Below are 12,610 nucleotides of genomic sequence, written 5' to 3' on the forward strand. Positions count from 1 at the left end.
AATCACGACGGCGCCGACGGGCCGCTCGGGGGCGTCGGCGGAGCTGTTCGGAAGGGCTCGTCACATGACGGCCAGGCGCTCCAGGTGCGTTACGGCCGCGTCGATGCCCGGCAGGGCGAGCATCTCCTTCTGGGCGCGTCGCGCCTCGTCGGCGACGGTCTCGTCGGCCAGCAGGCGACGGCAGGTCTCCACCATGGGTGCGGCGCCGCGGGCCGCGATGTGTTCGCCGAGTCCGAGAGCGGCGACGCGCAGCGCGTTGTACTGCTGGTCGCCGAACATGGGCCGTACCGCCATCGGGACGCCGGCCCGCACGGCCTCGCGGATGCTGTTGTAGCCGCCGTGGGTGACGAACAAGTCGGCGTGTTCGAGCAGGAGTTGCTGCGGGAAGCGGTCGACGACGCGGACGTGGGGCGCGGCCCTGGTGGTGTCGACGGGCATGCCGAGCGTGGAGACGACGGCCGCGCAGTCCATGGCGGAGAGGGCCTCGACGACCGTGTCGAGGGGTTCGGCGGGGTCGTACACGGGGATGGGGGCGCCGAACTCGCGGGCCTTGTCGAGGAATTCGAGGACGGTAGCGGGCAGTCCGGTGCCGAGGGAGGCGAGCACGAGAGGCCGGTCGGCGGGCAGTTCGGCGAACCAGTCGGGCAGGCTCTCGCCGCGGGTGACGGTGCGGGGCTGGCGGTAGGCGACGGCGTCGGGGGCGCCGGGGCGGGCGAAGGTGTAGGGAGTGGGCATGCAGTCGAACCGTCCGTGCCGGTAGACGGCGCCCGGGTCGTCGGTCTCGGGCAGGCCGAGCTCGCGGCGCCGGTCGTTCAGCAGCGGGAGCAGCAGCGCCGGGTCCAGGAACTGGCCCGAGCCGGAGGGTGCGGGCACGTGCGGCACGCCGAGGGTTTCGGCGACGAGGAGCGCGGCGAACTCGTAGCCGTCGCGAAGGATCACGTCGGGGCGGAAGTCACGGGCGAGGGGCAGCAGCAGGCCGTAGGCGTCGGCGAGTTGGGGGCCGCAGCCGAGGGTGGCCCACAGCTCGTGGGCGAAGCGGCTGAACTCCTTGGGGATGGGCAGCCTGCCCTCGAACAGCAGCCGCATGCCCTGGGCGGTGATGTCGGGGTAGACGCCCTCGACGCGGGCCCGCTCGCCCGTGAGCACGGGTGCGAGTTTGTCGGCCGTCACGACGAGGACGTCGTGGCCGGTCTCGCCGAGGGCCCGCACGAGCGGCAGGCAGGCACGCGCGTGGGAGGGCGAGCCGGTGATACTGCACAGCACCCGCATGGCGAGGGACCTTTCTGTTCGAGGGCGGGACGGGATGTCTTGCGCCCGTTCGGGGAGTTCTTCTCCACGCCGGTCGCGGCGGACATCTATACGGCGGTCAGGGCCGGCTCGACCGGGCTGGTGCCGGTGCCGTGCCAGGCGAGCCCCGCGGCGCTGAGGGCGGCCGGGTCGAGGTGGTTGCGCGTGTCGACGACGAGAGGGCGGTGCAGGTCGGCCGCGACGCGGGTCCAGTCGAGGCCGTGGTAGTGCGGCCACTCGGTGCACAGGACCAGTACGGAGGCTCCCTCGGCCACCTGGTGGGGGTCGTCCACGACGGTGATGTCGGCGGGGAGTTCGGTGTGCCGGGTGACGGGGACCGCCGGGTCGTGGGCGGTGAGTTCGGCCCCGCGGCGGGCGAGTTCGGCGGCGAGGGCGAGGGCCGGTGAGTCGCGCAGGTCGTCGGTGCCGGCCTTGAACGTGAGCCCGAGCAGCCCGATCCGTACGCCGGCGAGGGATCCGTCGCCGGCGCCGCACAGCCGGGCGATCTTGTCGGCGATCCGGGTCCGCTGGTGGGCGTTGGTGTCGATGGCCGCCCGCACGAGCGGGAAGTCCACGCCGAGGGCGTCGGCGGTGCCGAGTAGGGCGCGGGTGTCCTTGGGCAGGCAGGAGCCGCCCCAGCCGGGTCCGGGCCGTAGGAACGCGCCGCCGATGCGGTGGTCCTGGCCGAGGGCCGTGGTGACCCGGCCGATGTCGGCGCCGACCTCCTCGCACAGCTCGGCGAGGGCGTTGACGTAGGACAGCTTGACGGCGAGGAAGCAGTTCGCGGCGTACTTCACGAGCTCGGCGCCGGCCGCGTCGGCGATGACGACGGGCGCGTCGACTCCGGCGTACAGCTCGGCGACCTGGGCGGCGGCCCAGGGGCTGTCGGAGCCGATCACGACCCGGTCGGGCTGGAGGAAGTCGCTGACGGAGGTGCCCTCGCGCAGGAACTCGGGGTTGCTGACGACGCCGACGTCGGTGCGGCCGAGGGCCGCGGTGACACGGGCGGCGGTGCCGACCGGCACGGTCGACTTGGTGACCAGGACGCTGTCGGGTTCCAGCAGGGTGCGGATCTCCTCGACGACGGCGTCCACGGCGGTCAGGTCGGCGCGTCCGTCGGGACCGGTGGGGGTGCCGACGCAGATGAACACGGTGCGGGCGCCGCGTACGGCGTCGGCGGCGCCGACGACGAAGCGCAGGCGGCCCGCGTCGAGCCCGGCCCGCACCAGCTCGGGCAGGCCCTCCTCCAGGATGCGCACTTCGCCGCGGTTGAGTTCCGCGACCTTGACCGGGTCCAGGTCGGCGCAGACCACCCGGTGTCCGAGCGACGCCAGGCAGGCTCCGGCGGTGAGTCCGACATAGCCGGTGCCGATGACGGCGATGGTGTGGCGGTGCACGGCAGCCACCTCGATTCTCGCTAACTTCGCTGCGGTCAGAGGCCGATGAGCCGTGCGCTGATGGACGCGGCGGCCCGGACGGCCAGGGCCACGCTGTACAGCGTCGGGTTGACGGCGGTGGCGGTCGGGATGACCCCGTTGCCGCCGACGTAGAGGTTGTCGAAGCCCCAGACGCGGCTGTCGGTGTCGCACACCGAGGTGCCGTCGTCGACGAGGCCCATGCGCACGGTGCCCTGGTAGTGCTTGGAGCTTCCGGCGGGGAACAGCTCGGGTCGCTCCAGGAAGTCGCCGCCGAGGGCCTCGGCGACGGCGTCCTGGTCCGCGCGGGCCTGTTCGGCACCCGCGAGGTCGCGTGCGGTGAGGTCGTAGTGGACGGTCATGTCGGGCATGCCGTAGGCGTCGGCCTCGCTGGTGGAGAACTCGATACGGTCCTCGGCGCGGATCTCCTTGGCGCCGTACCAGACCATGCCGACGAACAGCGCCGGGTCGACGCCCTCCAGCGGTGAGGTGTCGATGGTCATGACCTGGCCGTGGTTGCGGCGGCCGGGGTCGGCGAACGGCACCCAGAAGCGGCCGGTCTCCAGGTCGCGGATGTCGCCCCCGAACTCGACCGTGCCGCGGGCCGCGGGCCCGGCGACGGGGCCGTCCTTGACGTGGACGGAACTGACGGTCTTGGGCTGGTCGTTGAGGTAGCGGCCGAGGGCGTCGGGGCGGATGCCGGAGGCCCACAGCAGCTGCGGGGTGCGCAGCGCGTCGGCGCAGACAGCGACGGCGGAGACGCGGACGGCGAACTCGGTGCCGGTCGGCAGGTGTTCGAGGAGGGCACCGGTGACCTTGCGGCCGGTGAACAGCAGTCGCCGGCACATGGTCTCGTCGGCGATGCGGAAGCGTCCGTCTCCCGCGGTGGCGCCGGCGTTCGCGAGCGGGCCGAGGACGGTGTCCGGTCCGGCCCACAGCGGGCGGCGCCCCGGGCGGGGGGTGCAGGCGAGCGGCATGGTGCCGACGCCGCGGCCGACCGGGTAGTCGTCGTCGAAGAGCTGGCCGAGCGTCTTCAGGACGAGCTCGCCTGCCTCCGTGGCGGGGTAGGCGTCGCGAGTGACCCTCAGCAGGTGCTCGGCGACGGACAGGGCGGCGTCGAGGTCGTCGCCGGGCAGGAACGGCAGCCGTTCGGTGTCCAACGGGCGGGGGGCGGTGCAGGCCCAGTGCACGCCCATCCCGCCGAGGTTGCTGGACATGACGGCGGCCGGCATGCCGAACTGCTCCGGCTCGTCGTCGCGGCGGGCCCGCAGCAGATGGGTGCCGCGGTCCGCGTACTTCTTCACCAGGGCGCCGTCCTCACCGGGCGCCGTCTCGGGATCGCGCCCCTGGGAACGGGCCTGGGCCGCGGCCCGCTCCGCTGCGGGCAGGTTGCCGAGGTGCAGCCCGGCCTGCCCGGTCAGGCGCGGCCCGAGGTCGGCCATCAGGATCCGGGCGTGCGGTACGGCGTCGTACACCCGGCGGGCGATGGCCGACCCCACCGGGCCGCTTCCGACGACGAGCAGGTCGACCGTCGGCGGAAGTTCGGGACAGCTCATGGTGGCGCGACTCTCCTTCTGTGGGTGCGGGTGCGGTGGGGGTCAGGGGGCGACGTGCCCGCCGTGTCCGTCAGGTCACAGGGCCGCGCGGCTCGCGGCGTAGTAGTCGCGGACCTGCTGGGCGAAGGCCGGATTCATCTGGGCCTTGGCGAGGATCTCGGCGGGCGGGGTGAACTCGTCGTCGAGGGCGTTGGCGAACTTGGCGAAGCCGGCGCGCAGTTGGGCCTCGATGACGGCGGGCCAGGCGTTGGGGATCTTCCACTCGTCCTCGTAGCCGGTGGCGAGGAGGTGGGTGACGGCGGTCTCGACGACGTCGGTGCGGCTGTGGGCCTGGGTGGGCCTGCGGACGGGCTGGAACACGGACAGGTCGTGCCGGGTGTCCTCGCCGAGGATGCGGCGGGCCATCTCGTCGGCGAGCAGTGGCGACAGGTGCAGTCCGTCGCGGTAGGTGCCGGTCATCATCCACAGGCCGTCGAGGCCGGCGCCGCCGACGAGCGGGAAGCCGTCGAAGGCTACGGGCCGGTTGCCGACCTGGATCTTCTCGATGCCGGCGGTGTCGAGGTCGCGGCGCAGCTGACGCAGGGCGCAGCCGAGCAGGAAGGTGGCGTCGCGGATGGACGGCACGTCGGCGGGCTCGGGCTCGATGGCGTTGGTGGCGCCGAGGTAGACGTGGCCCTGGCCGCGCGGCACCAGGTGCAGACCGCAGGCGAAGGCACGGTTCGGGGTGCGCAGCACGCTGGTCGGGCCGGGCACGTCCGGGTTGACGCGGGCGACGACGGAGACGCCGACGCCGGCGCACAGCCGCGGGATGCTGCCGTTCAGGGCGGGCACGGTGTCGAGGAGGGTCTGGGAGGCGGCGCCGGCGGCGAGGACGACGTGGCCGGCGGTGAGCGTGTCGCCGCTGGTGAGCTTGACGCCGGTGATGCGCTCGCCCTCGGTGATCAGGCTCTCGCCGAAGCCGTCGAGGAGGGTGGCGCCGGCCTTCAGGAGCGCGCTCTGCAGCCGGGCCAGCAGACGGCCGGCGTCGACGGCGTGCTCGCCGGGGATGAACATGCCCATCAGGGGCCGGGCCAGCGGGTCGGGGTCGAGCCAGCCGAGCTCGGCCGGGTCGATGTCCTCGTACGGCTCCTTGTAGTCGTCCAGGGTCTTGCGGATGGCGGCGTAGTTGGCGGAGTCGATGCCGGGCACGCCCACCGAGTTCAGCAACATCACGGTGCCGTCGGCGCAGCGCAGGTCCTCGTCCTCGCCGGTCTCCTCGGACAGCTGGTCCAGCCAGTCGTCCCACAGGCGGGTGGCCTGGACGCCGAGGTCGAGCTTGGCGCGTCCCTGCTCGCTGGCGACGAGGGTGGAGGTGACCTCGCCGAAGGTGCCGAGCATGGCGCCGGCGGCGGTGGAGGCGGCCCAGGGCCGGTCGGTGCGGCCGAGGACGGCCACCTTGGTGCCACGGCGGGCGAGGGTCAGGCCGAGGGACAGGCCGAGCACACCGTTGCCGACGACGAGGACCTCGAAGGTCGAGCCGGCCGGGTTGTCGCTGGTCATCGCTTTCGTTCCCATCCTGTGAACCGCCGCGCCGGGCGCGGGGTGCGCGAAGTCGGTGTCGGGTTCGCTGTCGGGGTCGTCGGGTTCCGGCGGCGTCAGGCGGCCGGGGAGGTGCCGGTGCGGGGCAGTTCGGTCAGGACCTTGGCCACCGCGGTGGCGACGTCGTCGACGTCCTGGCGGGTGCCGAGCAGGGCCTGGTGGCCGATCAGCACGCCGTCGCGGCCGACGCGTTCGGCGTTGGGGCAGTACTCGGCGAGTTCCTCGGGCCGGATGTCGCGGGTGGTGCCGGTCCAGAAGGCGTCGGTGCGGTGCAGGGGCTGGTGGCTGCCGAAGGCGGGGATGCCCTCCATCAGCAGCGCGAGCGCGACGGTGTCGCGGTCGAGTCCGCCGAGTTCGTCCTGGTCGAGGACGAACGTGGTCATGTAGTGCGGGGTGCTGGTGCAGCGCGGGTCGCGGCCCTGGAGTTGGATGCCGGGGATCTCGCCGAGTGCGGCGGCCAGTTCGGTGTAGCGGGCGGAGCGGCGGGCGTTCTGGTCGGCGAACCGGGCGAGTTGGGCGCGCAGCAGGGCGGCGGTGAGTTCGGAGATGCGGAAGTTGGAGGCGGCGGTGGCGAGGTGGAGTTCGCGGGTGCGGCCGCAGTTGTGCCGTACCCAGGCGTCGTCGTAGGTCTCCTCGTCGGGCAGCAGCAGGGCTCCGCCCTCCCCCGCGGTGATGACCTTGGTGCTCTGGAAGGAGAAGGTGGCGATCGAGCCGAGCGCGCCGAGGCCCTTGCCGTGCCAGGTCGCGCCGTGTGCCTGGGCCGCGTCCTGGATCACGGTGACGCCGCGTGCCTCGGCCCAGGCGGTGATGGCGTCCATGTCGGCGACGTGGCCGCCGATGTGGACGGGGATCACCGCGCGGGTGCGGTCGGTCACGGCGTCCTCGAGGGCGGCCGGGTCGAGGCAGAAGGTGTCGGGGGTGATGTCGACGGGCACCGGGACGCCGCCGCGTCGCTGGACGGCGGTGGAGGTGGCGACGAAGGTGTAGGCGGGGACGATCACCTCGTCGCCGGGCTCGATACCGGCGAGTTCCAGGGCGAGTTCGAGGGCGTGGGAGCCGTTGGTGACGGCGAGCGCGGCGGGCGCCCGGCCGAACTCGGCGAACTCACGCTCGAACGCCTGGACCTCCTTGCCGCCGTGCCGCCCCCATTCGCCCTGCTGGAGGGCGCGGGCAAGGGCGAGGTTCTCCGTCTCGTCGTACTCGGGCCAGCGCGGGAAGGGCTGTGTCCGCACCTTGGGCCCGCCGTTCAGGGCCAGCATGGCCTCTCCCTCTCGGGGTGGTCGTCGCGGGGGCGGTGGCGGGTCAGCCGGGATAGGTGCCGAACCCGGTACGGGTGCCGTACGGGTCGAGCTGCATCGTGAGACCGCACTCGTCCTCCCAGCGCTTGGTGATCTCCACTCCCTCGGAGCGGTGGACGTCGTCGAGCATCACGGTGGCGCCGGGGGCGAGGTGGTCCCTCAGGACCGGTACGGCCGGGTAGCGGGCCATCTTGCGGCCCTGCTCCCAACCGGGCGGACCGTCGACGAGCAGCAGGTCGATCGGGCCGTGCTTGTCGGTGAAGGCGCCGACCTCGTCCGCGACGGTCGCCGGCTCGTACCAGCCGACGCTCTTGACCGCGGCCGGGTGCTCGGCGAGCGGGGCGTGCACGACGCGGGCGACCTCGCTCAGGCCCTCCTGCGCCAGCTGGTTGTTCACCCACCGGGCCCATTTCTCGTCGTGTTCCAGGGAGAGCATGTTGCCGTGCCCTCGCTGGGCGAGGTAGCGGGCGACGACGATCGTGGAGGTGCCGCTGCCGCACTCGACGAGGACCTTGCGGTCGCCGAGGGCGATGTCGTCGAGCAGCTTGATCAGTGCACCGGGTCGCAGCGACCACACGGAGAACGGCAGGTACGGGCCGTTCAGCAACGGGGAGAGCCGGATCCACGAGGCGAGGTCGTAGAACGCCCGGACGAACTGCGTGTCCATCTGCCTGCTCCTGTCTGGATTTCGATTCAGTGCCCGGCGAGGGCGACGAGGTGGTCGACGGCGGCGGTGACCTGGGGCAGCGCGAGCATGTGCCGCTGCGCGTTGCGCGCCCCGTGGGTGTGACTCGGGTCGCTCAGCAGCCGGTTGACGGTGTCGGCGACGTCGTCGGCTCCGGCGCTGGGCACCCGCAGCCCGAGCCCGAGCTCTTCGACGCGACTCGCGTTGTGCGCCTGGTCGCTCAGTTCGGGCAGGACGGCCATGGGGACGCCGGCCCGGACGGCCTCGCGGACGCTGTTGTAGCCGCCGTGGGTGAACAGGAGCTGGGCGGTCTCCAGCAGCAGCGGCTGCGGGATGCTGTCGAAGAGGTGCACGTTGGCGCCGACGGCGGAGGGGTCGACGGGCATGCCGCGGGTGGCGACGACGGCGGTGCAGTCCACCTGGGAGAGGCCCTTGACGATGGTGGTGAGCGGGTTGGCGTCGCCAGGCATGAGGGCGCCCAGGACGAGTGCCGGGTCGGCCTGGATGTCCATGCGCTCGAAGAGGTGTCCGGTGACCAGGCCGTCGAGGAACAGGGTGAGGATGCGCGGGAAGACGGCGCTGTGCATCAGCGAGGCGAACACGTTGGTGCTGGAGACCACCACGAGCGGCTTGTCGCCGGGGAGGTCGCGCAGCCACTCGGGGCCGGTCTCGGTGCGCACGATGGCGGACGGCTGCTGGTAGGCGAAGGTGCCGCCGATCTCGTGGGCGGTGAAGGCGTACTCGGGCGGCATGCAGTCGAAGCGGCCGTGGGCGTGGATCGCCTGAGCCGAGTCGCTCTCGGGCAGGTCCAGTTCGGCGCGGCGCTGGTTCAGCTCGGCCAGGGCCAGCTTCGGGTCGAGGTACTGGCCGCCGCCGGAGGGCGCGGTGACGTGCGGGATGCCGAGGGTCTCGGCGACCAGGCAGCCTGCGAACTCCACACCGCTGCGCAGAATGATGTCCGGCTTGAACTCCTGTGCAACGTCGTGGAGTTGACGGTAGGCGCCGGTGACGTGGGGACCGCAGGCGGTGGCGAGGAGGGTCTGCGCCGAGAACGGGTCGGCGGGCGAGAAGTCGATGCGCCTTTGCTGCAGCAGGCTGAGCACGATCTCGGCCATGTCGGTGAACAGCGGCAGGACGCGGATGTTCTCGCCCTCGAAGACGCCGGCCATATCCGGCGGCGAGACCACGGTGACCTCGTGCCCTGCCTCCGCCGCGGCGCGTGCCAGCGGCAGCAGGGCGCGTGCGTTGGACGGCGACAGCGCGAGACTGCAGAGAATGCGCACAACCATTCCTTTCCGTACGGAAGCGACGTTCGGCGACTTCGGCGGAACGGGGGCGGGAAGTCGGGCGCTACGCGCCGCCGGGCCGTCGGCCACGTCATGATGTGCCGCCGCTCTCGGTGTTTTCCCGAGTGTTCGGCGCTTTCCGCGCCGCTCGGCACCGAACCTAGGCGATCACCGTGTCTGCTCCCAGTTGGGTGTTTCCACTGGCGGGTAATCGGCGGGAGGGCAAGGCCAGACCTCGCGGCCGACGAGTGGAGCGCCGACGTCCGCCGACTCCTGGCCTGAAGCGACAGCGACGAACGATTGGATCACCAAGACGTCTGAGGGCAGCCGTTGAGGTGACGCATCCAGCGGCGGCAGCCGGCGCCCGGGGCCGACCCCGCTTGCCCCGCACGGGCGGCAGCCCGTCGACCAACGGCAGTGGGTGACGTCGCCTGCGGTGCCGCGGATGACGACCTGTCAGATCAGCCGGGCGATCTGCCGAATCACGGCGGAGTGTGCGGGCCGTGCGCCGTTCTCCCTGGCCGCGTCCCGCGCCGCCGGGGCGTACGAGGGTCCGCGAGGAGCTGCCGGACGGCCTCCCCGACCGTCTGCATGCCGTCGGCCGCCGTGTTCAGGGTAATAGGTACGCGGCGATCTCCCGCTCGAAGGCGCCCATGGCCGGCATGGGCACTTGGTTCACACCATCGCGATGTCAGCCGTTGGGCATGGACGTACCAGGGTCAGGCGATCAGCTGGGCCGCCGTGTTCTCGGTCCAGGCCTCGGCGCGGCGTCGGCGGTCCTCGCGCACCCTGCGGGGCACCAGCGCGTCGACGGCCTCGCGGGTGGCCGGGTGCCGGAAGGCGTAGCGCAGGGCGCCGGTGGCGGAGGGGTGCCGCGAGCGGCGCAGGAAGTCCCGGCGTTCCAGGTGGTCGAGCCAGTGCGCGGCCTCGGCGCGGTCGACGCCGCCGACCGCCGCGACGCCGTCGGCGCAGCACACGCCGCCCAGGGCCGAGGCACAGACGAGGACGGCCTTGGCGAGCGGCGGCAGCGTGTCGAGGTGGGCGGCGACGACTTGGCGGACGTGGCGCGGCATGCGCGGCGGTCCCGCCGCCGGGCGGCCGAGGCCGGTGGCGGTCAACTCCCTCGCGTACTCGACGGCGTAGAGGGGGTTGCCACCGACCCGGGCGAGGACGTCGCGCCGCATGTCGGCGGGCAACTCGCCGCCCCCGTCGGCGAGGAGGGCGTCGAGGAGGGCCGCCGAGGAGGGCTCGTCGAGCGGGTCGAGGGTGAGGGCGAGCGCGTCACGCCGGCCACCGCCCCAGGTGGGCCTGCGGTCGAGGAGTTCGGGGCGGGCGGTGACGGCGAGGAGCAGCGGTACGGGTCCGGCGGCGTCGGCCAGTTCGGTGACGAGGTCCAGGACGGGGTCGGGCGCGGTGTGCAGGTCCTCCAGGACGGCCAGCAGCGGGCGTTCGGCGGCGAGGCCGGAGAGCAGGAGCCGCCAGGCGGTGGCGAGGCCGGGCCAGTCCGCGGGGGCGGGCGGCTCGGAACGCAGCAGTGGGCCGAGCCGGTCGAGCAGCCAGGCGCCGCGCTCACCGGTGCCGAAGAGGGCGTGGACGGTGCGGGCGAGGACGTCGTGGCCGCAGTCGTCCGTGCCGGGCGTTGCGGTGGCCGACGCGAGGGTCCGTTCCAGCAGGGCGAGCGGCCGGTCGCGGTCGCACCAGGAGCTGTGCCCGGTGACGACCCGGTACCCGTGCGGTGAGCGGCGGGCGAGCCGGGCCAGTTCGGCCATGAGCCGGGACTTCCCGGCGCCGGGTTCGCCGAGCACGGTGAGCAGGCAGGGGCGCTGCCGCCGGGCCACGTCGCCGAGCGCTGCCCGCAGTTGTTCCACCTCGCGGTCCCGGCCCACCAGTGCGGGCGGCGTGTCCGTACGGGCCGTGCGGGTGCCGAGCGGTTCGGAGGCCCCGTCGGGTCCCGCGGGGCCGTAGGCGAGGGAGCGTTCCGTGCCGGCGCGGGTGGTGGCGCACACCCGGATGCCGCCGGGCGGCACGGTCTCCAGCAGGTCGGCGCAGCTCTTCGGTACGGCACCGTTCACGATCGGCACGGCGCCGGTGCCGTCGGCGGCGCAGGTGACGACGACGTCGCCGGTGGCGACGGCCACGCGGGGCGCGGAGCCGCCGTGCACGGGGACGGGGCCGCCCGCGCCGTACTGGCGCAGTCTGCGCAGGATCGCCCGGCCGGCCCGCACCGCGCGTTCGGCGTCGTCCTCGCGGGTGCGGACGACGCCGAACAGGGCGAAGGTGACCGGTCCGAGCACGCCGGAGACCTTGCCGCCGTGCCGGGCGACCTCGTCGCGGATGGCGACGGCCAGTTCGCCGGACAGCCGGGCGGCGTCCTCCGGGTCGCCGCCGAGTCCCTTTCCGAGGGTGGTCCGCACGAGCAGCATGGACAGTTGCTTGTGCTGCTCGGTGAGGACGCCGGCGGGCGCGGCGGGATAGGGGAAGGCGGTGGCCCGCGGTGGTGCGGGAAGCGCGGGTGGCGCCAGGGGCCGGGGTGCGGGGCGGGGGTCGAAGCCGACGGGGGCTGCCAAGGCGGCGGTGGCCGGGCGGGGCGTGCGCGGTGCACTGGCGGGCCGGTTACGGCGGGGCTCGCCGTCGAGGGCCATGATGGCTAGGGCGTCGGGCTGGCCGAGGACCGGGTCGTGGTCGAGGACGGCGCGTTCGACGGCGCGCAGCACCCGGCCCGGTTCCAGGCCGAGCCGGGAGGCCAGGGCGGTCCTGGTCCTGCGGTAGGCGTCCAGGGCGTCGGCCTGTCCGCCGCGGCGGTAGAGGGCGAGCATCAACTGGGCGCACAGCCGCTCGCGCGCGGGTTCGCGCTGCGCGTGGGTCTCCAGTTCCTCGAGGACGTCCTGGTGTCGTCCGCAGGCGAGTTCGGCCTCGTACAGGTCCTCGTGGGTGGCCGAGCGGGCCTGGGCGAGGGCGCGCAGTTCGGGCCAGTCGGTGCCCGACTCGGCGAGGTCGGCGAGGACGGGGCCGCGCCACAGGTCGAGGGCGGCGCGCAGGGTGCGGGCGGCGGATGTCCAAGCGCCGGCGGCGAGGTCGGCGCGGCCTCGGTCGGCGAGGGCACGGTAGGTGGACAGGTCGAGGTCGTCGCCGTCGACGCGCAGCAGATAGCCGGGGGCGTGGGTGAGGAGGACGGGGCCGCCGCCGGTGCCCTCGTCGGCGAGGAGGCCGCGCAGGGCGGACACCGCGTTCTGGAGCATCTTGCGGGCGGTGGGAGGTGGTTCGCCGTCCCACAGGGCCCGCATCAGGGCGCTGGTCGCGACGACCTCGTTGGCGTGCAGCAGCAGATGGCCGAGTGTGGCCCGCTGTTTGATGCCGCTCAGCACGACCGGGCCGCTGTCACCGAGGACCTTCAGCGGGCCAAGCACCTGGAATTTCATGCCGGTGTCGCTCCCGTTCGCTCCGGCCCGCAAAGCAAACGGAGGACCCGAAAGAGACGAAAGAGAGGATGAAAAGGGACGGCTCC

At 73.3% G+C, this 12,610-nt stretch carries 8 protein-coding genes; all 8 read right to left on the reverse strand.

Translation table 11 applies throughout. The annotated features are described in order from the left end of the window. Window positions 1–60: 60 nt before the first annotated feature. The gene (locus tag ACIA8X_RS35645; RefSeq protein WP_399460031.1) at window positions 61–1,269 is read right to left on the reverse strand and encodes a glycosyltransferase; all 1,209 of its coding nucleotides are present in this window, start codon (window positions 1,267–1,269) and stop codon (window positions 61–63) included. Window positions 1,270–1,355: 86 nt separating this feature from the next. Next, window positions 1,356–2,684 (reverse strand): UDP-glucose dehydrogenase family protein, encoded by a 1,329-nt coding sequence (locus ACIA8X_RS35650; RefSeq protein WP_399460033.1) that lies wholly within the window; start codon window positions 2,682–2,684, stop codon window positions 1,356–1,358. 35 nt (window positions 2,685–2,719) lie between these two features. Beyond that, entirely contained in the window at window positions 2,720–4,258 is a 1,539-nt protein-coding gene (locus tag ACIA8X_RS35655; protein WP_393460568.1) for a GMC oxidoreductase, read from the reverse strand. A gap of 75 nt (window positions 4,259–4,333) precedes the next feature. Continuing rightward, window positions 4,334–5,797, reverse strand: a complete 1,464-nt coding sequence (locus ACIA8X_RS35660) for an NAD(P)/FAD-dependent oxidoreductase (RefSeq protein ID WP_393460565.1) — start codon at window positions 5,795–5,797, stop codon at window positions 4,334–4,336. 95 nt (window positions 5,798–5,892) lie between these two features. Next, window positions 5,893–7,095, reverse strand: a complete 1,203-nt coding sequence (locus ACIA8X_RS35665; protein WP_393460562.1) for a DegT/DnrJ/EryC1/StrS family aminotransferase — start codon at window positions 7,093–7,095, stop codon at window positions 5,893–5,895. A gap of 43 nt (window positions 7,096–7,138) precedes the next feature. Then, entirely contained in the window at window positions 7,139–7,801 is a 663-nt protein-coding gene (locus ACIA8X_RS35670; RefSeq protein ID WP_393460559.1) for a class I SAM-dependent methyltransferase, read from the reverse strand. A gap of 26 nt (window positions 7,802–7,827) precedes the next feature. Further along, a complete protein-coding gene (locus ACIA8X_RS35675) occupies window positions 7,828–9,102 on the reverse strand; it encodes a glycosyltransferase (protein ID WP_393460556.1) in 1,275 nt (424 codons plus the stop codon). Between the two features lie 722 nt (window positions 9,103–9,824). Beyond that, window positions 9,825–12,524 (reverse strand): BTAD domain-containing putative transcriptional regulator, encoded by a 2,700-nt coding sequence (locus ACIA8X_RS35680; protein WP_393460553.1) that lies wholly within the window; start codon window positions 12,522–12,524, stop codon window positions 9,825–9,827. Window positions 12,525–12,610 lie beyond the last annotated feature (86 nt).

It is taken from the genome of Streptomyces sp. NPDC051738, from assembly GCF_044453205.1.
In the GTDB taxonomy this organism is placed as follows: domain Bacteria; phylum Actinomycetota; class Actinomycetes; order Streptomycetales; family Streptomycetaceae; genus Streptomyces.

Excerpts from the sequence above, each read along its gene's own strand:
- ACIA8X_RS35645 (WP_399460031.1), bottom strand. The coding sequence starts at position 1,269 with ATGCGGGTGCTGTGCAGTATCACCGGCTCGCCCTCCCACGCGCGTGCC.
- ACIA8X_RS35680 (WP_393460553.1), bottom strand. The coding sequence starts at position 12,524 with ATGAAATTCCAGGTGCTTGGCCCGCTGAAGGTCCTCGGTGACAGCGGC.
- ACIA8X_RS35670 (WP_393460559.1), bottom strand. The coding sequence starts at position 7,801 with ATGGACACGCAGTTCGTCCGGGCGTTCTACGACCTCGCCTCGTGGATC.
- ACIA8X_RS35655 (WP_393460568.1), bottom strand. The coding sequence starts at position 4,258 with ATGAGCTGTCCCGAACTTCCGCCGACGGTCGACCTGCTCGTCGTCGGA.
- ACIA8X_RS35665 (WP_393460562.1), bottom strand. The coding sequence starts at position 7,095 with ATGCTGGCCCTGAACGGCGGGCCCAAGGTGCGGACACAGCCCTTCCCG.
- ACIA8X_RS35660 (WP_393460565.1), bottom strand. The coding sequence starts at position 5,797 with ATGACCAGCGACAACCCGGCCGGCTCGACCTTCGAGGTCCTCGTCGTC.